At 32.4% G+C, this 23,418-nt stretch carries 11 protein-coding genes; all 11 read left to right on the top strand.

Going from position 1 to position 23,418, the window contains the following annotated elements; translation table 11 throughout:
• The first annotated feature begins 46 nt into the window (after positions 1–46).
• The 11 genes from Q0684_RS02950 to Q0684_RS02900 are packed head-to-tail and all read left to right on the top strand — an operon-like array spanning position 47 to position 23,213.
• A complete protein-coding gene (locus tag Q0684_RS02950) occupies positions 47–1,171 on the top strand; it encodes an alginate lyase family protein (RefSeq protein WP_299012549.1) in 1,125 nt (374 codons plus the stop codon).
• Positions 1,172–1,206: 35 nt separating this feature from the next.
• Positions 1,207–3,315, top strand: a complete 2,109-nt coding sequence (locus Q0684_RS02945) for a polysaccharide lyase 8 family protein (RefSeq protein WP_299012548.1) — start codon at positions 1,207–1,209, stop codon at positions 3,313–3,315.
• A 6-nt stretch (positions 3,316–3,321) separates the two neighbouring features.
• The gene (locus Q0684_RS02940) at positions 3,322–6,705 is read left to right on the top strand and encodes a glycosyl hydrolase (RefSeq protein WP_299012547.1); all 3,384 of its coding nucleotides are present in this window, start codon (positions 3,322–3,324) and stop codon (positions 6,703–6,705) included.
• A gap of 7 nt (positions 6,706–6,712) precedes the next feature.
• Positions 6,713–10,195 carry a glycosyl hydrolase gene (locus Q0684_RS02935; protein ID WP_299012546.1) on the top strand — a complete coding sequence of 1,161 codons (3,483 nt, stop codon included), beginning with the start codon at positions 6,713–6,715 and terminating at the stop codon, positions 10,193–10,195.
• Entirely contained in the window at positions 10,195–11,598 is a 1,404-nt protein-coding gene (locus Q0684_RS02930) for a BNR-4 repeat-containing protein (RefSeq protein WP_299012545.1), read from the top strand. The genes Q0684_RS02935 and Q0684_RS02930 overlap by 1 nt, the downstream gene beginning before the upstream one ends.
• 1 nt (position 11,599) lies before the next feature.
• A complete protein-coding gene (locus Q0684_RS02925; protein WP_299012544.1) occupies positions 11,600–14,758 on the top strand; it encodes a T9SS type A sorting domain-containing protein in 3,159 nt (1,052 codons plus the stop codon).
• A 21-nt stretch (positions 14,759–14,779) separates the two neighbouring features.
• Positions 14,780–16,117, top strand: coding sequence for a sulfatase-like hydrolase/transferase (locus Q0684_RS02920; protein ID WP_299012543.1), 1,338 nt, complete (start codon positions 14,780–14,782; stop codon positions 16,115–16,117).
• Between the two features lie 6 nt (positions 16,118–16,123).
• On the top strand, positions 16,124–17,653 hold the full coding sequence (locus Q0684_RS02915) for a sulfatase (protein WP_299012542.1): 1,530 nt from the start codon (positions 16,124–16,126) through the stop codon (positions 17,651–17,653).
• Positions 17,654–17,683: 30 nt separating this feature from the next.
• A complete protein-coding gene (locus Q0684_RS02910) occupies positions 17,684–19,327 on the top strand; it encodes a sulfatase-like hydrolase/transferase (protein ID WP_299012541.1) in 1,644 nt (547 codons plus the stop codon).
• Positions 19,320–20,732, top strand: coding sequence for a sulfatase (locus Q0684_RS02905; protein ID WP_299012540.1), 1,413 nt, complete (start codon positions 19,320–19,322; stop codon positions 20,730–20,732). The genes Q0684_RS02910 and Q0684_RS02905 overlap by 8 nt, the downstream gene beginning before the upstream one ends.
• A 6-nt stretch (positions 20,733–20,738) precedes the next feature.
• Positions 20,739–23,213, top strand: coding sequence for a heparinase II/III family protein (locus Q0684_RS02900; RefSeq protein ID WP_299012539.1), 2,475 nt, complete (start codon positions 20,739–20,741; stop codon positions 23,211–23,213).
• Positions 23,214–23,418: the final 205 nt, after the last annotated feature.

The raw sequence follows: 23,418 nt of genomic DNA, 5'->3' as shown, positions 1-23,418 counted from the left end.
TAAACAAAGAACCAATTTTAATTTCTACACAAATAAAAATTTAATAATGAGAATATCGGTATTTTATAAACTAACAGTTCTTATACTTTTAATAAGCATATACAGTTGTAAGAATACTCAAAACAATGCTAAAAAGGATAATCAACTTATTCAAAAAGCAGATTCATTATTAACTATAAAACCATTTTCTGTAGTACATAAAACAGGGTTGCCACCAAGTAAAAACAAACACGATTATATGAGTATTGGGCCTTATTGGTGGCCAAATCCAGATACACCAAATGGTTTACCATACATTAGAAAAGATGGAGAAATAAACCCTGAAACTCGAAATAATTTTACAGATTATGTGGAGAAAAACAATTTTATTACAACCATAAGAGATTTAACCAAAGCTTATTCTTTAACCAACAATAGTAGATATGCCGAAAAAAGTATTAAACTTATTAATACTTGGTTTTTAGATGATGAAACCAAAATGAATCCGAATGTGAATTTTGGGCAATATGTGCCTGGTAAATCAGAAGGTAGGTGTTTTGGAATTATTGAATTTAGCGGCTTAACAGCAGTTCTTCAATTTTTAGAAATCGCAAAAGCGAACAATTTGCTAGATAAAAATACAGAAAAAGGAATGTACAATTGGTTTACGGAGTATAGCAATTGGTTAAAAAATAGCAAACTAGGAAAAGAAGAAGCTATAAGAAAAAACAACCACGCTACACATTATGATGTTCAATTGTTAAATATTTTATTATATCTAAATAAAATTGAAGAAGTCAAAAACTACCTATCAACAACAACAAAAGCTAGAATTTTTAGTCAAATTGAACCAGATGGAAGTCAGCCACTTGAATTGGCAAGAACAAAATCTTTTTCTTATTCAGTAATGAATTTACACGCATTTTTAGAGTTGGCAGAATTAGGTCAAAAAGTTGGCGTAGACCTTTGGAATCTTACTTCTAAAGATGGCAGGAGCATAAAGGCAGCTTATCAATATATGATTCCTTATCTGTTGAATGAAAAGAAATGGGAATACAAGCAGATTAAGAGTAAAAAATCTTCCGAAGAAAAATTAATTAGAGATTTAAAAAAGGCTCGTAAACTTTTTAAAGAGGATGCTTTTGATGAAGCACTACAAATTATAAACCAAAGAAATACGCCCAAACATTAATATATTACCTAAATAAGGTTAGAAAATACGCTACTATGAAATTACAAAGAAAACTTCTTTTTTTAATGCTACTTATCTTTATTAGTTGTAATGGATTAAATGGTACAAAAGAAGCTGTAGTTTCTTATCCAAAAAGCTTAAAAGCGTTTCACAAAAATGTGTTGACTTATTATATCAATCAAAAGCTAGAAGACGCAAAAATAGCAAGCTTATTATCTAGTTTTCAAGAAAATGGTTCATTTTCAACCATAGATTATACCAATAAAATTAGAAGCAATTGGCCTGTTAAAGACCATTTGCAGTACGTGCAAGACTTAGCAATTAATTATAACAATAAATCCTCTAGCTATTATCAAGATAAAAGGCTTTCAGAAAAGATTCATAAAGGGTTAAATTATTGGTTAGAAAACGATTTTTTAAGCACCAATTGGCACGATCAACATATTGGAGTTCCAGAATTGTTGTTGCCTATACTGTTTTTAATGGAAAACGAATTGACTCAAAAACAGCTAAATAAGGCTACAATTTTACTGCATCGTGCCAAAATAAAAATGTCTGGTCAAAACAAGGTTTGGTTATCTAATAATGTAATGCTTCGCTCTTTATTGCTAAGAAAAAAAGACTCAGTTGCTGTTGCCAGTAAAGCCATACAAAGCGAGCTCAAAATTGCAAAAGGAGTTGGTGTAAAACCAGATTGGTCGTATCACGAACATGGTGCACAATTGCAATTTGGTAATTATGGGTTATCGTATTTAGAAGATATGATAAAGACCTACACTTTTTTAAACAATACGCCTTTTCAATTCGAAAAGGATAAAATTCAATTTTTAAGAAACATCATTTTAGAAGGACAGCAATGGATATTGTACAACAATAGCTATGACACAAATGCTTGTGGAAGACAACTTTTCCCTAATGAACAATTGCAAAAAGCGAATCGTTTAAAAGAATGTATTCAAAAAATGAAGGTTTTAGACAAGGAATTTACAAAGCCCTACAATGTTGCTTTAAACTCTAAAAACTTATCAGGAAATAAACATTTTTGGAAATCAGATTTTCAAGTGCATAGAAGAAAAGACTTTTATTTTTCGGTAAAAATGAGTTCAAAACGAGTGGTTGGAACGGAGTCTGTAAATCAAGAAAATGTTCAAGGCTATTATATGGGTGATGGTGTTGCACTCTTATCAACAAACGCAAAAGAATATGAAAATGTGTTTCCTTTTTGGGACTGGAAAAAATTACCTGGAACAACAATAATTCAAGATAAAAAACCACTTCCAGTAATAAAATTTAAACAGTTTAAAACCAATAGTACTTTTGTTGGTGGCGTTAGCAATGGTAAAAACGGAATTGCAGTGATGGATTACAATCGAGATGGATTAAAAGCCAAAAAATCTTGGTTTCTATTTGATGATAAAATTGTGTGTTTAGGAAGTGATATTTCAGCAAATACAAATCATCCTGTAACTACAGCTATAAATCAATCCTTTTTAAAAGGCAATGTTATTGTGGGTGAAAATGATAAAATACAAACCAATTTAAGAAAAGGAAACGCAATACAACCCAACTGGATTTTACACGATAATATTGGATATTTATTTCCAAAAGACGGAAATATCAATTTCTCTACAAACATTTTAGAAGGTAGTTGGAATTATGTGGCAAAACGTTACAGACCAGTATTATTAACAGAACATATTTTTAAGTTGTGGTTCAATCACGGTTCGCAACCTAAAAACAAAAGCTATAATTACGTACTTGTACCCAATGCAAACCAAGATAAAATGGTGGATTTGCATAAAAACAATCCCTTCAAAATAATCAACACAAAACAACAGCAATCCGTAGAAAGTTTAGATAACAAACAAACAGGAATTGTATTTTATAAAAAAGGAACATCAACAATTAAGGGTGGTATTGCTGTGGATAAACCTTGTGTTGTGTTAATGGAAGAAAAAGCAAATCAATTAATGTTCGCCATAAGCGATCCTTCACAGCAACTAAAGAATGTTAACGTTACAATTAACGGAAAATATATTGTAAAAAATAGCAATTATAATAATGGAAAAACGCAATTTACAGTCAATTTACCACAAGCAGATTATGCTGGTAAAACTGTAGAATTAGTATTAGATAAAATTTAGTAAAAAATGAAAAAAGCACTTATATATTTCATCTGTTTTGTATCGATTTTAGTGTCGTGTAAAAGTAAAAACTCAAACACCAATTCAGAAAAAGAAATCAGTTTAGAAACAGGATTTCAAAATCCACCTCAAGAAACGAAACCAAGAACTTGGTATCATATTAATAGTGGAAACGCTTCAAAAGAAGGGTTTACCAAAGATTTAAAAGCCATAAAAGAAGCTGGAATTGGTGGTGTTTTGGTTTTTAATGTATCAATGGGTTTGCCAGAAGGCGATGTAAAATACAACTCGCAAGAACATCGAGATATTTTAGCACACGCAGCCAAAGAATGTGAAAAACTAGGTTTAAGTTTTGGTGTTCATAATTGTGATGGATGGACGTCTAGTGGAGGACCTTGGGTAACTCCAGAAAATGCAATGAAAGTTGTTGTGAATAGCCAAGTAATTTCAGAAGGTGGAAAAGAAGTAAATATGAAACTACCACAACCACCAGCAAGACATAATTATTATAAAGATATTGCTGTGGTGGCGTATCCAACTTTAGCAACCGAGTTAATTGATGACAGTGTAAAGCCTGTAATTACATCATCAGACAAAAATTTTAAGGTGGCTTTAGCAACCGATAAACAAACTAATACACACGCAAATTTAAAAGCAAAAGCTTGGGTGCAGTACGATTATGGAAAACCACACATAATTCGTTCAATGTCTGTGTTTATCAATAAACGTAAAGGACGCTTAAAATTGTTGAAATCAGATGATGGTATAAACTTTACTTTGGCTCACAAACCCAATGAAGAACGTATTGGAAAAGACGAATGTTATTTTGAAGAACATTTTAAACCGATTACAGCGCGTTATTTTAGAATAGTAACCGAATTAGATACTGGAATCTACGAAATGCAACTTTCTGCAAATCATAGTTTAGGCAATAAACTAGAGTTTACATCCTATAGAAAACGTAGAAGATCTATTGGGAATGCTGATGAAAATACATACATCAAAAAAGAAGACATTATTATTTTAACCGATAAAATGGATGCTGATGGTGTTTTAAAAACAACATTACCAGAAGGAAATTGGACGATTATGCGTTTTGGCTTTACAGCTTCTGGCGCAACAAACGAACCTGCATCAGATGAAGGAACTGGGCTTGAAGTAGATAAATTCAGTAAAAAAGCATTGAAAGTTCATTATGATGCCTTTGTTGGTAAATTGATAAAACAAGCAAAAATTGATGCTCCAAATGCATTACAATATGTAGAAATTGATAGTTATGAAGTTGGACCACAAAACTGGACTGATGATATGGAGCAAATTTTCCAAAAAAGATTTGGGTACGATTTTACTCCATTTTTATTAACGTATGCAGGTAAATACATAGAAAATAACGAAACTATTGAAGCTGTTTTTTGGGATATGAAACAATTGGTAAGCGATTTAATGGTTACCAATTATTTTGATTATTTTACAGAATTATGTCACCAAGATGGCTTAATATCTTACATAGAACCTTACGGATTTGTAGGGCCTTTTAATAGTTTAGATGCAGGTAGAAGTGCAGATATTCCTATGGGTGAATTTTGGTTGGGAAAACCCAACAAACACAAACGTGCTGCTGTTTCTGCTGGACATATTTATGGTAAAAATGTAATTTCTGCGGAAGCCTTTACAAGTACTAAATTGAATTGGAGTTTTCATCCGGCTTTAGCCAAACAAAAAGGCGATTACGAATGGACAAACGGAATTAACGAATATATGTTTCATCGTTTTGCGCATCAATCGAATACGCACGTAAAACCTGGAATGAGTATGAGTTTTGTAGGATCTCATATAGACCGTACACAAACTTGGTGGAACAATGCAGGACCAGAATGGTTCAACTATTTGGCAAGAGGTTCGTATATGCTACGTCAAGGAAATCCTGTTTTAGATGTATTAGTTTTTGTGGGCGATAGAGCACCAAGTCACGTAATTCACGCCAACCAAATGCGTCCAAAACTTCCAGCTGCTTACAAATACGATTGTGTAAATGCTGATGTCATTATCAACCGTTTAACGGTAGAAAACGGAAAATTAAAATTACTCAATGGCGTTACTTATAATGCCTTGTCTTTGCAAAGACATGACATTATCAATTTAGAAACTTTAAGAGGAATTCATAAATTATCGCAACAAGGTGCATTAATTGTGGGTAAAAAACCAAAAAAACTGGGTGGCTATGTTGTAAATGAAGCGATGCAAACTGAATTTAAAACTTTGGCTGATGCTATTTGGTCGAGTAAAAAAACATACAGCACAGGCAAGTGGGAAGAAATTTTGAAAGCGAATAACATCGAGAAAGATTTAATTGTTGAAGGACAACCCGATTTTAATTTCTACCACAGACGTACTGAAAATGAAGATATTTATTTTGTATACAATCACAACCTAACAGAATCAGAAACGTTAAAATGTAGCTTTTTAGTTGAAGGCAAAGTACCCCAATTATGGAATGCTGAAACTGGAGAGATTACCAAATTAGTGGAGTACACTACTAAAAACGGTAGAACTGATATTGCAATAGAAATGAAACCTCAGCAATCGGTTTTTGTAGTTTTTAAAGATGCTAATAAACCACAGCCTAAAGTTGCTTTTACACCAACTAATAATGGAGTTACACCAATATTTAGTTTAGATGAAAATAATAATTTACAAGCTAAAATTTATAAAAACGGAAACTATACAGCACTTGTAAACGATTCTGAAAATTGGAATATAAATGTAAAGGATATTCCTAATCCTTTTGAAATTAGAGGCAATTGGCAAATCGATTTTAGAGCAGAAGATTTTTATGAAGCGACCTTAAAAACCGATAAATTATTTGATTGGACAACAAGCAAAGTAGATGAAATTAAACATTATTCAGGTACCGCTATTTATACAACAACATTTAATATTGAAAAAGGAATGTTACAAGATGACAGACAATTTCAAATCAATTTAGGGAAAGTAAATGTCATTGCTAAAGTATTGGTAAACGGAAAAGAAGTTGGTGTAAGTTGGATAGCCCCTCATAATTTAAATGTTACAGATGCTTTAAAAGAAGGTAAAAATTCTTTAGAAATTCAAGTTACCAACCAATGGACAAACCGTTTAATTGGCGATGAAAAATTACCCAACCAAACGGAGTATGATGTAAGAAGAAGTAAAAAAGGTTTTGGCTCTGAAGATTATAGAGGCAAATACAAAAAAATGCCAGAGTGGTTTAGAAATAATGCCCCACTTCCTGAAGGACCACGCAAAACATTTAGTGCGTATTCTTTTCAAAAACCAACAGATGCATTATTACCATCTGGATTGTTAGGTCCTGTAACAATTTCAACATCAAAAATTATAAAAAAACAATAACCACACAATGAAAAATATAGCTGTTTTAATTCTACTATTTCTATTTTTAGGATGCAATTCCTCTTCAGAAAAAGAGACGCAAACTGTAACCTTAGAAGAAGGTTTTAAAAATCCACCAAACCAAGCCAAAGCCAGAACTTGGTGGCATTGGATAAGTGGAAACGTTTCCAAATCTGAAATTACAAAAGATTTGGAAGCAATGAAAGCCGTTGGCGTTCAAGAAGCCCAATTGTTTAATGTGCATCTAGGGTTTCCAAAAGGACCTGTAAAATATTTAAGTGAAGAATGGCTAGACTTATTCAAGTTTTCTGCAGAAGAAGCCAAACGTTTGGATTTAGAATTGGCGTTTCACAATAGCCCAGGATGGTCGTCTTCTGGCGGTCCTTGGGTTACCGAAGAAAATGCGATGCAAACCGTGGTTTTTAGCGAATTAAATATTGAAGGCGGAAAGCAAATTAAAACGCAATTACCAAAACCAAAAACAAAATACAAGTATTATAAAGATATTGCAATTTTAGCTTTTCCAAAACCAAAAGCGACTCAAAAAATAGCAGGATTAGATTATAAAATATTATCAGAACGTGTTCGAAATCATTTATTACCAGATACAAAAGCAATTTCTCAAGAATCAATTATTTCTAAAGAAACCGTTATCGATTTAACTTCTAAAGTTTCTGTTGATGGTGTTTTAGAATGGAATGCTCCAGCTGGAGAATTTGTTATTTTAAGATTTGGCCACACACCAATTGGTACTCAAAATCGTCCTGCACCATCTGAAGCTAGAGGATTAGAAGTAGATAAAATGAGTAAAACTGCAGTAGATGCCTATTGGAAAGGTGGTGTACAACCTATTATTGATAAACTTGGTAATTTAATAGGAACAACTGTAAATAATTGTTTAATTGATAGTTATGAAGTAGAAACCACCAATTGGACAACAGGTTTTGAAACACAATTTGAAAGTTTAAGAGGATATGATTTGACATCGTTTTTACCAACTTTAGCAGGTTATTATGTGGAAAGTGGTGAAATATCTGAACGTTTTTTGTGGGATTTTAGAAGAACTATTGGCGATTTAATTGCCGAAAATTATTATTCACATTTTAGAGATTTGTGTCATGAAAACGGAATGAAATTCTCTGTAGAACCTTATTGGGGACCTTTTGATAATATGCAAGTTGGTGCCACAGGAGATATTGTAATGTGCGAGTTTTGGAGTGGTGGTTATCCGTTTTTCGATTCTGCAAAATTTGTGTCTTCTATTGCGCATTTAAATGGTAGTAGTATTGTTGGTGCAGAAGCATTCACAGGAATTGGTGGTTGGGACAAACACCCAGCAACTATAAAATCTATTGGAGATCAAGCTTGGGCGCAAGGAATTACCCGCTTTATTTTTCATTCTTATGTGCATCAACCTTGGGATGTTGCTCCTGGTATGGCTTTAAGTTATCACGGTTATGATTTTAACAGAAATAACACTTGGTGGAATCAAGGAAAATCGTTTTTGGATTATATTGCACGCTCTCAATTCTTGTTACAACAAGGAAAAAATGCAGCAGATGTTTTGGTATTTACAGGAGAATCATCGCCAAATACGGCTTTTTTAATGCCACAAATTAAAAAATTAGGATTCGATTACGATTTAATTGGCGCAAATAAACTGAAAGATTTAACTGTTAAAGATGGTGTTATTTATTCTTCCGTTGGAAACACTTACAACATTTTAGTATTACCAAATTCTGATTTTATAAAATCCGAAACTTTACAAAAAGTAAAAGAATTGACAGCTGATGGAGCAACAGTAATTGGAAAAAAACCAATGCAATCGCCAAGTTTAAGCAATTACCCAAATAATGATGTTGTTGTTAAAAATCAAGTTGAAGAATTATGGGATTCTGGTTTGGTAAAAGATGTTTCAATTGAAACTGTTTTAAGCGATAAAATACCCGATTTAAAAGTTAAAAGTGCAGATGCAACAGACCTGAGTTTCATCCATAGAAAAACAGCAAAAGCTGATATTTACTTTATTGCCAACACCAGAAAAGAAGCTAGAGATATTAAAGTACAATTTAGAGTTTCAGAAAAACAACCTGAATTATGGAATTCAGAGAAGGGAACTATTGAAGATGCTGTGGTTTTTAGTGAAAATGAAGATGGTACTACAAGTTTACCATTACAATTAGATAGTGAAGAATCTATATTTGTCATCTTTAAAAAACCTTCAAATAAAAACCATTTGGTAACTACCAAAATGGAATTAGAAAAACCAAAGCTAAAACCACTTTCCGATTTAAAAATTGTAAAAGCAGCATATGGTACATTTTTACAAGAAGGATTGATTGATATTACAGACAAAGTAAATAATACAATCAAAAACGGAATATTAGACTTTAAAATGTCTCGTGCTTTTTGTGATTGTGATCCTGCAATGGGGTATAAAAAAGAGTTCAGAATGGAATACCAAATTGGTAATTCCATAAAACAATTATATGCAGAAGAAAGAGAACATATTAAAATAGATGCTGGCAATAAAAAGTTAAAAGTATTGAAAGCCGTTTTTGGGAAATTTAAAGGAGAAACTAAGGGAATTCCTGAGAATTACAAAACGTATGACATCACGCAGGAGATACAAAAACAAGTTGCTTCTGGGAATTATAATATTCCTGTTACCAATAAATTAATTGGTAATAAAATACCAGAAGGTAATAAAATTACTTTAAAAATTACGATTGTTACAGATGGTGAAGAACGCACAATTTACGTTCCTAAAGGTCAGGTTTTGAAATTATCAAAAGATAAAACGAAACCAAAATTATTTTACGAAAATGACGAAATCAAATGGATAACACCTTATGCAGGAAAACTAACTTACACTACTATTTCAGGAGAAACAAAAACTACTGAAGTAAAATCGATCCCTAAACCAATTGATTTATCAAACAATTGGAAAGTTGAATTTCCGCTAAAATCAAGAGGAAGCTTTACAGAAACTTTTACTGATTTAACCTCTTGGTCAGATCATAAAAATGAGGCAATTCAGCATTTTTCTGGAACAGCAACCTATACCAAAGAGTTCAATTTATCTGATAATGTATTGCAAGCAGAAAATAGTTTGGAACTCGATTTAGGAAGTGTTGCAGTAATTGCAGAAGTAATTGTCAACAACAAAAATGTTGTAACTTTATGGAGAGCTCCCTTTAGAACAAATATTAGCGACTTTGTAAAAAAAGGAAAAAATACAATCAGTATAAAAATTACGAACTTGTGGCCAAACAGATTAATTGGTGATGAGAAGTTACCTTTAGATTATGAACGTAAAGGAAATAAAATAAAAAAGTTACCAGATTGGATGTTGAACAAAACTGAACGTCCGTCTAAACGCACAACTTTTTCTTCTTGGAAACATTGGAGTAAAAACGATGCCTTACTTACGTCTGGTTTACTAGGACCCGTTAAAATCAATATCAATAAAGTGCAAAAAATCAAATAATGATTACAAAACAAAATTTACTCAAAATAAGTGTATGCTTTTTATTATACGGTTGCAATGCCACAAAAAAGGATGCTTCAAAAATTGAAAATACAGAAAAAAAAGTAGACTATTTTGCTGATAATGGTTTTGGTAATGCAGTTGCTATTGTGCAACATCCATCTGGTGTTTATCATAAAGGCATTACTTATGTGGCGTATCAAGGTGCTTTAGAAGATCCTTATGTAGCTTCCTATAATCATAAAACCAAAGAATGGAAAGGCCCTTTTAAAGCTGGTATTAGTGAAATGGGAAAAGACCCAAATCGAAAGAAAAAAATAGACAATCATGGTAAACCTGCTTTGCTTATTGATGATGCAGGATTTATTCATATTGCTTTTGGTGGTCATGGAGGAACACGTTCTGATGGTGAGAATCCACTAGGAAATCATCATTATGGAAAAAATTTACATGCAGTTTCTAAAAAACCTTTAGATATTTCTGCTTGGGAAACATTGGATAATATTTCCTTATTTGGAACCTACAGTCAGTTTGTAAAAATGGACAATGGAGATATCTATTTATTTTATAGACATGGAGCACATAGAAGCAATTGGGTGTATCAAAAATCTACAGACAATGGTGTTACTTTTAATGCACCTGTTTCGTTTTTAAAACACAAAAGAAGAACAGATATAGAAGCTGAAGATTCTTGGTATCCTTGGGTGAGTAAAGGAAATGGAGATGATATTATTGTTGCTTTTGATTATCATATTTGTAGAGATAATAAAAATGCTCAAGATAAAAGAGGACATATACCAGAAAGACATAATGTGTATTATATGGTTTTTGACACTAAAAATGGTGAATGGAAAAATGTTAAAAACGAATCTTTAGCAATGCCTTTAACCAAAGAAATGGCAGATGAAAAGACCTTGGTAAAAAAAATACCTAGTGATTGGACGTTTCAAGGAGTTACAGATGTAGATTCAAAAGGAAATCCACATGTTATTATGCTAGTTGGGCCAGATGTAGGCGCAAAAAGAAGTGGACCAAAACGTTTACAACATTTTAGATGGGATGGAAATACTTGGCTAGAAAGTAAGAATGTGAACTTACCTAGAGGAAATGGAGATTTAGAAGTAAAATCTGCAACAGAAGTTAGTATTTATCTAGAAAGTGAAACAGCTAATGATGTTGGGCAGATTAGCAGATGGGATAGTGCTGATGGAGGAGATTCTTTCAAAAAAGAAAAGGTTTTTTTAGAACGAAAAAACTCAGGTTTTGTAATTTCTGCCTTAATTGATAATCCACATCCAGATGCTAGAATTATTGTAGGAGAAAAAGAAAAAGGCTCAGATTTTAGAAAAATGTATCTGTTAGGCGATAGTGGACCAATACAAAGAATTAAGAAATTTAACTAAAATGAAAAAAATAATTATAGTAATAGTTTTGTTCAAAGTTTTGTGCTTTTCAGCCCAGTCTTTAGAGCACCCAATCATTTGGACTACAGCCGCAGAAAAATCTACAATTTTAGAAAAAATTGACAAATATAACTGGGCAAAAAGTATCCTGTCTCAAGTAAAAGGGCATGTAGATTCTAGAGTAAATGCGCATGTTTCAAATCCAGCTACTTTTATAAATAGCATCCCTGCATTGGCCGCAGACGATAATGTATCTGAAGCTGACGCTGGATCTGCTATTAAAGGACATTCAAACACCTTAAATTATGCATCGTATGCAGCTTTAGTTTATTACGTTACAGGAGAGGAGAAATATGCTCAATTTGCTTCTGACGTTTTATGGCATTATATAGAAGAACTCGAACCGAGAACACCAGAGACAACTGCTATGAGTGGTAATTATTTTGCAGATCCTAGAACAGGATATCTACATTTTGCGATGGCTTATGATTTTATGGTAAATTATTTAAAAAAATCAGAAACTAGAGTGTATCAAAAAAGTTCGGGGACAAAAATATCTTTCGATAATGTTAAGGCACAAAAAGCGGTACTAAACATAGCAAAGAACGCACTAGGAGAATTTACGGGAAGAGACAATAGATATGGCAGAATAGTAAGTAATCATCCTATTTTAACTGCTCCCGGCTCTCTATTTACCATACTTTGTATAGAAGATGATGCAGAAAGAGAAAGGCTATTTAAAATCTTTTGGGAAACAGGTACAAAACGTCAAAATTCATTTACTAAAACAGTTTTACCACTTTTTGGAGACCAAGGTATCTGGCCAGAACCAGTAAGCTATAGTTTTATGCCAAATGTTACTATGGTACTTAATATCGTAGAACAACTTAAACCAGAATTGAGTGTACTTGACGAATATAAAAGGATATTAGACGGAAACTTTTTATTTGATAACCTAAGACATCCTAACAGAACCTTTGTTCGTTTTGGAGACTCTAAAAGAAAAAGTGATCAAACCGCAACAATCTATAGATATACGCATAACATCGCCTCTAGAAAAGGACTTACAGATTATGTTCAGCGAGCTGAGGTAGCTTTAAGACAGGGCTATAATGCTGTTGGAGGTTATAATCCAGATATAAAAATTAGTACTTATGAGAATTTTGCTGCTTTTGAACAGTTATTTTGGGGAGCAGACATACCTAGTAATATTCAGGGAGAAATAGATTTTGAAAAACCAACGGTTATTATTAAACATGCTGGTGTAGCTTTGCAACGTAATTATGTAGAAAACAATAATGAAGATTATGGGCTTTGCGGAATTATTGGTGGCGCACATTATGTGCATTCTCATGTTACTGGTATAACCATGGAATTGTATGGAGCAAATTACATTATGGCGCCAGGGGCAGGTTTGCCTCCTACAGTTGCAGATAGAAAAAAGCCAGAACATAGAGGGTATTTTTGGAGACATGCGGGTAATAATACGATGATTGTAAATGGAACAACCCATGGTATTCAACCTGGTTCTTGGAATTCGAATGCAGAATTGTGGATGGATACAACAGTAAACGTAGCTTCAGAACCCAAACATTTGGAAGACCCCATAAGTCCAAAATTTAGTTTTGCTACGCAGTTTTTGGATGATACCGTTAATGATGACCAACAGCGAAGAACACTTAGTACCATTAGAACCAGTGAAACTACAGGATATTATTTTGATATGTTTCGTTCTAAATCTTTAGGCGAAAATAATTTTCATGACTATATCTACCATAATATTGGGGATGCCACAAATATCATGACAATGGATGGAACAGCATTGGCAGTTTCTCCAACTAACAGATATCAAGACGATATAGGAGATTTAAATAAATCTCCAGGTTGGCGATTTTTTGAGAATACGAATGTAACAGAACCTACAAATGCAGCTGTTTATGTGCGTTTTGATTTGAATGAAACAAATACATATATGAATATGTTTGCTCCATCTGGAGTAGCTAGAGAATATACCAAAGCACTTGGACCTTCAACTCGAGAAGCAAAAGGGAGCTATATTAATAAGAAAACACAGATTCTAGCAATAAGACAACAAGGGGAAGCTTGGGAAAAACCATATGTACATATTTTTGAGCCTTCTAAATCTACCAATACTAGTGTAAAGTCTGTAGAGCATATTTATGATGGAAGTACCATTGCAGGTGCTAAAGTTATTTCTGAAGTGAATGGCGTGAAAATTACAGATTATATATTTTCTAATAAAAGTAGTACCAATGTTCAATACTTTGATATTAATTTTACTGGGGAATTCGGGATTGTTCGTACAGCATTAAAAGATGGTAAAACCAATGTTTCATTGTATATAGGGAAAGGAAGTTCCTTGCAATTTCTTGATGAAACTATCACTGGTGGTGGAGAAGAAAAGGCTTATAAAGAGTATACATTAAACTATGAATATTTTTCTGAAATTTCTCCAGAAAACTTTACCATACAGACTATTAGTGAAACATGCCTTGGAAAGAATAATGGTAAAATTGTAATTAATGCTTTAGAAAAGTTTAATTATAAGGTTACAATAAATGGTATCGATTACAATTTTACAAACAAAATGACAACCGAAGATTTGAGTCCAGGAATTTATGACTTTTGTATAGGAATAAAAGATAGCGATTTTGAACAATGTTATCAAGTAACTATTCAGGAAGCTGCTTCTATTTCAGCTAAAATTACTCCAACAAAAGGGAAAGTAGCTATAGCAATAGAAAACGGGAAAGCTCCATATAAAGTTATAAAAAATGGAAAAATGATTTTAGAGACTGAAGCAACTCATTTTGTTATAGATGCAGTTCAAGGAGATAAAATTGAAGTAAAAACGGATGCAGCATGTCAAGGTTCTATATTATCAAAAGTAGATTTTCTGTCTGAGGTTCAAGTATATCCAAATCCAGCTTCTAATTCTTTTACAATTAAATCAAATTATACCCATTGGAAAAATTTAAGTATTTACAATACGCTGGGCGTAAAAGTATATTCAAACAATACAGTTCAAAATAGTTTAAATATAAATACTAAAGAGTATAAAATGTCAAGTGGAATGTACTTTGTTGTTATTCAAGACGAGCAGGGAGAGCAATTCATAGAAAAATTACTTATAAAATAACCAACCAATTATTATAACAAAATGAAAATTATAAAAAAACTAACTTTAGCATTATTTGTAGTAAGCATGTTCATTTCCTGCGGAAAAGAAACTAAAAAAGAAACAGCAAATGCGACTAAAAAAGGGCAAAATCAACCAAATATTGTATTTATTCTTTCTGATGATCAATCATGGACAGACTACAGTTTTATGGGTGACGAAAATATTGAAACCCCAAGGCTAGATCAATTTGCAAAAGAAAGTTTAACTTTTACAAGAAGTTATGTGCCAACACCTTTATGTTCGCCATCTTTAGCAACAATAATTACAGGTTTGTATCCAAAAGATCACGGAATTTTAGGAAACGATAAGGTTTATAAAAAAGTAAAAGGAAATTTTAAAGCAAGCAGAGCAAACAGATCTGAAGCCTACAAACCAATTATTTCAGCATTTGAAAAGCAAACTACATTGCCAGATATGCTAAAAGAGAAAGGCTATTTGTCGTTTCAAACAGGTAAATGGTGGCATGGAAACCATAAAGTTGGTGGTTTTGATTATGGTATGACGCATGGTAACCCAAAAAGAGGAGGAAGACATGGCGATTTTGGTTTAGAAATAGCAAGAAAAGGATTAGACACCATTAATAGTTATGTAGACTTGGCTTTAAAGGAAAAGAAACCGTTCTTTTTATGGTATGCACCTTACTTGCCTCACAGACCACACACACCTCCACAACGTTTGTTAAATAAATATTTAAAAAAGACAGATTCAGAGCATTTAGCAAAATATTGGGCAATGTGCGAATGGTTTGATGAAACTTGTGGGCAATTATTCGATCTATTTGAAGATAAAGGATTGACTGAAAACACGCTTTTTGTGTATGTTTGTGATAATGGTTGGGCTCAAAACCCAGAAAAAAGCGGTTATTTAAAAAACTCTAAACGTGCACCTTACGACATGGGAATTCGTACACCAATTATGTACAAATGGGCTGGCAAAATAAAACCAGAAATGAACAAAACTACCATAACAAGTAGTATAGATATGGTGCCTACAGTGTTAGATTTATTAGATATTGAGAAACCTAAAAACCTGCCTGGAATTAATGTTTTAGATGAAAATGCATTAAGCGAACGAAAAGGAATTTTTGGAGAAGTGTACGCACATGATTTTGATACGATAGAAAACAGTATGTTTTACAATATGGCAATTTTTCCTCCATATAAAATTATTGTACCAGATGCTGTAAGAAAGAAAAATGAAGTAGTGCAATTGTTTAATATTGATAAAGATCCTTTAGAAAAGAATAATATTGCAGATCAAAACCCAGAAATTGTAAAAGATTTACAAGAAAAAATTAAAGCCTTTAGATCAAAATAATATAAAATGAAAAAAATATATTTCCTTGCATTAATAAGTATACTCACATTAAGTGCTTGCAAAACTGAAAAAAAAGCAGCATCAAAATCTACAAAACCTAATGTGCTTTTTATAGCTGTTGACGATTTAAATACTTGGATTAGTCCAATTGACAATTTTTCAAATGTAAAAACTCCAAATTTTGATAGATTAGCAAAAATGGGTGTAACCTTTACAAATGCGCACGTACAAGCGCCACTTTGTGGCCCTTCTAGAGCTTCTATTATGACAGGTTTACGTCCATCTACCACAGGTATTTATGGTATGACACCAGACAATAAAATAAGAAGACCAGAAAACCCAGCTACAAAAGACATTACTTTTTTACCAGAATATTTTGAGCAAAATGGTTATCACACCATGGGAATTGGAAAACTATTTCACATTCATGCACCAGACAGTATTTTTAATGAATCTGGTGGACGTGTAAAAGGTTTTGGACCTTACCCAAAAGAGCGTATTGTTTGGGATGGTTTTGGAACTTCAAAATCAAAAGAAAACAAAGGAAAATACGGGAGAACCAGTACAGATTGGGGCGCTTTTCCAGAAAATGATACTTTAATGCCAGATCATAAATCTGTAAATTGGGTTGCAGAACGTTTACATAGAGATTATGATAAACCGTTTTTTATGGGACTTGGTTTTTTACGTGTGCATGTGCCTTTATATGTGCCTCAAAAATGGTTCGATTTGTATCCTTTAGAAGATATTCAAACTCCTCCTTATAAATCTGATGATTTAAATGATATTCCTCAAATAGGTTTACACATTAACGATTTACCAATGATGCCTTCTACAGAATGGGCAAAAGAAAGTGGCGAATGGAAAAAGATTGTGCAAGCTTATTTGGCGTGTATTAGTTATGTAGATTACGAATTAGGTAGAGTTTTAGATGCTTTAGAAAGTAGCAAACATGCAGACAATACAGTGATTGTTTTATGGTCTGATCATGGATACAGATTAGGAGAAAAAGGAACATTTGCGAAACACGCACTTTGGGAAACTGCCACAAAAGCCCCATTATTATTTGCTGGACCTAATTTACCAAAAGGAAAAAAAATAGATGCTCCTGTAGAAATGTTATCTATCTATCCTACTTTATTAGAGTTAAGTGGTTTGTCTGCAAACAATACAAATGAGGGAAAAAGTTTAGTAAATATGATGGAAAGTGATCAAATTACAGAAGATACGTATGCGATTACAACCTTTGGCATGAACAACCACGCTGTAAAAATCAATAATTACAGATACATTAGATATGAAGATGGTACAGAAGAATTTTACGATCATACTGCAGATCCTAATGAATGGAATAACGAAGCTAAAAATCCAAAATATGCAACTCAAATAGAAAAAATGAAAGGTTTACTACCAAAAACAAATGTGATTTGGGATGAAAAATCTTCTTATACTTTTCAGCCTTATTTTGTAGAACACAAAGCACGTGTTAACGGAGAAGAAAAAAAACCTGTAGAAGTAATTGGGGCAGATAGATAATCTGATTTCTTAAAATAAAAAGTAATTTACATGAATTTCTTATCAAAAATTATAGGTTGTGCCGTATTAATAACACCGTTATTTATGAGCTCTCAAATTAAAAACGAAAAAAATACTAAGCCTAATATCGTATTCATATTTGCAGATGATTTAGGTTGGGCAGACGTAAGCACTGGAAATACGAATAATAACAACGGTTCTAAAATTTATGAAACTCCTGTTATAGACAAACTGGCATCTCAAGGAATGTCTTTTACAAATGCATATACCAATCAAAATTGTGCACCATCGAGAGCTGCGTTAATTAGTGGGCAATATGCCACAGGTACAGAAAACCAGGTGTATAATGTTGGCTCTTTAAAAAGACAAGACAAAAGAACCAAAGGTTTTCCAAACATACTTATTGAACCCTTTAAGCAAAAAAAGGTAATTGCAGAAGATGGAATTAATATGTTTGATGTACTAAAAACAAAAGGTTACAAAACGGCTTTAGTAGGTAAAAGTCACGGAACACCTCATCCTTTAAAAGGCGATTATGGCATTGATTTACCAGCAGATATTCATCATATTATAGCAGCACCAATTAACGGAAAAAGAACAAAATCTTTTTATTTAGCGATGAATTCTGATAAAAAAGGATGGACTTTTAATTCGGAATTTGTAGATAAATATGCAAATCCTTATGATGATGCATACATCAACACCATTCTAAAACCTTATAACAGTCAAGGAGATGTATCGCTTTTAAAAGGAACTCCAAAACACCTTACAGACGCTATTGGAGATTTTTCTGTAGATTATATCAAAGAAAACGCGAATTCTGAAAATCCCTTCTTTTTGTATGTGCCGTTTCACGCTGTACATTCTGATGTTACAGGTAGAAAAGATTTAACCCAAAAGTATTTGAAAAGAGGCTTAAAACCAAGAATTGCAGAATATGCGTCTATGATTGAATTGTTAGATCAAAATGTTGGAAAAATAAATGATGCTTTAAAAGATCCAAATAGAGATGGTAATAATGAAGATGATATTACGAATAATACCATTTTTATTTTTTATTCTGATAATGGAGGTCTATTTAACAATACACCATTAAAAGGTAAAAAAGGAAACTTAACTGAAGGGGGAATTAGAGTGCCCTTAATTTTCAGATATCCAAATGTAATAAAAGAAAATTCAGTAAGCAATCAAGCAGTACATTGTATTGATTTTTTACCAACCTTAGCAGCATTAACAAGTGTAGATATTACTTCACTAAAAAAGAAAGATGGAAACACACCTAAATATGATGGTGCATCTTTTGCCAAAATTTTAACGGGTGAAGCAGAAAGAATTTCAAGAGAAAATTTGTTTTGGCATTTGCCAGGATATATGGATGAACGTTTTTCACCATCAACATTAATTCAGAAAAGAATTGAAGACGAATATTACAAACTGTTTTATTTTTATGAAACAAACGAATTTGAAATGTATAACATAACCAAAGATATTTCTGAAAAAAGAAATATTTTAGAAAATCCCACTTCAGCAGAAATGGAAATTGCTCTAAAAATGAACGCTGATATGTTAGCCTGGTTAAAAACAAACAACGCTCCAACAGGAACTTGGGTAAAAAATGGAGAAAAAGTGCCTTATCCCAAATTAAATGCAGTTAAAAAATATTTAAATGAGTAAAATTTATCCATATTTAATTAGTTTTTTAATTCTTTTTACGGCTTGTAAAGTTCAAAAAAAAGAAACAATAAATACAGTAAATAACAAACCAAAAAACATCTTATTTATAGCTGTTGATGATTTACGCCCAGAACTCAATTTTTACGGAGCAAAACACATTAAATCGCCCAATTTAGATAAACTGGCTTCACAAAGCTTGGTGTTTAATAAAGCGTATTGCAACATTCCCGTTTGTGGTGCATCTAGAGCAAGTGTACTTACAGGAGCAAGACCCACAAGAAACAGATTTATCGATTTTAATACGAAAAAGGATGAAGATTTTCCTAATGGAACTTCACTACCAGCTTTACTAAAACAAAATGGGTATCAAACGATTTCTAATGGTAAAATATATCACTATAATAAAGATGACAAAAACGCTTGGAATGAAATTTGGCAACCTGCAAGACGTTGGAGGTATGCTACAGAAGAAGCTTTTGAATTGCGCAAAAAACAAGGCAGAGGAATGCCAACAGAAAATGCTGAAACTCCAGATTCTACTTATTTAGATGGAAAATTAGCTTTAAAAGTGATCAAAGATTTGCAAAAGTTAAAGCAATCTAAGCAATCTTTCTTTTTAACAATGGGCGTTGTAAAACCACATCTACCCTTTAATGCTCCAAAAAAATATTGGGATTTGTATGATAGAAAAAACATTCAACTTCCTGTAAGTTATCAACAGCCAAAAACAACACCAAAAGAAGCATTTCACAATTTTGGAGAACTACGAAAATATGCAACAATTCCTAAAAAAGGAGATTTGTCAGAAGATATGGCGAAACAACTAATTCATGGCTATTATGCTTGTGTTAGTTATATTGATGCTCAAATTGGCTTGGTTTTAGACGAATTAAAACGATTGGAATTAGAAGAGGATACCATTGTAATTTTATGGGGAGATCATGGTTGGAATTTAGGAGACCATAAATTATGGAGCAAACATGTTACTTTTGAAACCGCTTTAAGAACGCCATTACTTATTAAAGTTCCAGGGAAAACCAAGGGAACAAAAACAAATGCCATTACAGAATATATAGATATTTACCCAAGTTTAGCAGAATTGGTAGGTTTAGAAGTTCCTAAAACTGTTGATGGTAAAAGTTTTGTACCCATAATTAATGGTGGTAAAAGTGATAAGGATTGGGCTGTTTCTAAATTTAAAGATGCAGTAACTTTAATTAAAGGAGATATATTTTACACAGAATGGACTAATGATGATGGTGTTGCTTATGCTAGAATGTTATTTGATCATAAAAAAGATCCTTTAGAGTTAGACAATTTAGCTGAAAAACCAGCCTATCAAGAAAAAGTAAAAGAATTGGCCATTGAACTGAGAGAAAAATGGGGTAAAGATTTTTTAAAATAATAAAGTATGAAAATTGACGCAAAACTATTTTTGGTATTTATAATTGCTTTCTGTGGAAATATTCTTGGTCAAGAATTAGAACGCCCCTTTATTTTAGTAAAAAACGCTGAAAGAACAACAATTCTAAAAAAAATAGAAACAGAAACTTGGGCGAGTAAAATTTATACAAATCTGAAAACAAAAACAGATTTAGAGGTCAATAAGTTTTATAAAAACCCAAAAACATACTTAAAAAACCTACCCTTTAATTGGGCTGAAGGAAAAGAAAATGAATTTCCACCATTTTTTAAGACAGATCATATATTAAACGGTAAACATAGAAACTTAGACAATGCTACCGAAAAAGAATGGGCTCCAGCAGAAGCACTTATTAACTATTTGCAAATAGGTATAGATTGTGGTGCCATGTATTTTATAACCCAAGACGAAAAATACGCATATATGGCAAGTAGTATTTTGTATTCATTTACAAAGTCTGTACAAAAAGCTAAACTGTCTGATTGGCATGGTAGAGGTGGTTGGTTGTTTCCTTATGATGGTTTTAGAGAAGTACGTGTAATTGGTTATAAAGTTCCTTTAGTTTATGATTTTGTAGCTAGTTATCTTAAAAAAGGAGGCAATGTATTGGACATCATTCAGAATAAAAAAGTAGCTTTTCCTATTAATGAGCTACAAAATGTATGCAGAACTTACGCAGATATTACCATAAATTACGGACAAACAGCATCTAATCATCCTGTTTTAGAAGCACCAAGTTTGGTGTATAATGCTTTGGCTATGGATGATAAAAAGGAACGAGAAAAATTACTTTCTTATTTTTTAACAACAAGTACAAAAAATCAAGATGCTTTGCCTGTTTTTGCAGAAAACTTTAAAAATAAAGGAAATATCTGGCCAGAAACATCAGGGTATTTAAATCACTCAACATCAATTTTAACCAAATTAATGTTGGTGATAAGCAGGTATAATCCTGATTTAAATTTAGCTGAGCAATACCAAAACATTTTATTTGCTTTACCTAGATTAGATTATTTTGTGTATCCGAACAACGAAATTGTAAGGTGGGGAGATGGAAAAAGAAAAGGAAAAGCACCTTATAAAGCTTTCGATAATGCGTACACTTTGGCAAAAATGTATAACTTAAATGAAGTTACCCAAGAAATTGGAGCGCTTTTAAAAAACGCTTTGTTAAAAGACAAGTACCAAAGAAATACTATAGAAGCATTATTTTGGCACAATACTGTAGATGAAAAACCAGTTGCTATAAAACTACCAAGAACAGATAGAGTATACCACGCAGGAATTGTAATGCAAAGAAATATTAGTAGTACAAAAGACCCAAAAGATGGATTAATGGGTTTTGTTGGTGGAGCAGCTATGGTACATGGTCATGCAGAAGGCATGAATATTGAATTATATGGAGAAGGGCAAGTTTTAGGCGTAGATAATGGGAATGGAAAATATGCCAAAGACATTCACGAAAATTACTCTAGAATTTTTGCGGCCCATAATACAGTTATCGTAAACGGTGCTTCACAAGGTGAAGGAGGTTGGGTAAATTTAGGAATGAACACAGTTCAATTAATCTCTGTAGAACCTAAAGTTGGAGAAGAGGGAGTTACGCCAAACTTTTCTTTTAGCCAAACTAGTTTTGAGGATACAGGAGGAAATAAAGCAGAAGCTACTCAAGAAAGAACTTTAGGCTTAATTAGAACATCGCCAACCACTGGTTATTATGTAGATGTATTTCGTTCTAAATCTAAGTTACCAAATGAATATCACGATTATTTATACCATAATATTGGAGATAAATTGGTGTTTGAAAGCAAGGATTTAAAATTAAAAAAGACGCCTAACAGATTTATGGAAAGTGCTCGTTTAAAATGGACGAGAAGATCATATAGAAATCCTGGATGGCACTTTTTTAAAGATGTAAAAACTTCACAAGAATATGCAAATACTGTAAAAGCTACTTTTAGTGTAAAAAAATTAAAAGGCAATGATTTGTTTATGCAATTGCACATTCCTGGGTTTGAAAATAGAACCTATACCAAAGTAAAAGCACCACACACTTTTCAAGCTCCAGAACCTTATAACGATTTACCAACACCAACTTTAGTAGTTAGAAAAGAGGGAGAAGCTTGGCAAAACCCTTTTGTAGTAGTTTATGAGCCTTTTAATGAAACAGAAAAACCAAGCATACAATCTGTAAAAAAAATAGAGCAAGATGGGGTTTACAAAGGACTAGTTATTGAAAGTAAAACTTCTAGTGAGTATTTAACTCAATATATAATTACACAATCTAAAAACGAAGTTTTTAAAAGTAAAGACATTTATTTTAAAGGTTCTTATGCTGTGATTACTCTAAACAAAAACAAAACTTTAAAAAGTATTTACATTGGTGAAGGGGATAAATTAATCTTTAAAAACACAGCAATTACTACCAACGCTTCAAAAGCCTATTTTAAAACTTACAATTAAAAAAGCATCTTATTAAGATATTCTTTTACTTGAATACAAAACAAGGCATCATGAGGTAATGTGATCAAATATAGTTGCTGAAGAGATTCTCAGATTCTGTTTTTACCAGTGATACCACAAGTTATATGAAACATGTTTCACTATTTAAACAACACTAGCATTACTAAAAAACCAAATAGTTTTGAAAGAAAAAACACCAATTTAA

The sequence above is a fragment of the uncultured Polaribacter sp. genome (assembly GCF_947503875.1).
In the GTDB taxonomy this organism is placed as follows: domain Bacteria; phylum Bacteroidota; class Bacteroidia; order Flavobacteriales; family Flavobacteriaceae; genus Polaribacter.
The sequence above is the reverse complement of the archived record's forward strand: the minus strand, read 5'-3'. Positions and strand labels throughout refer to the sequence as shown.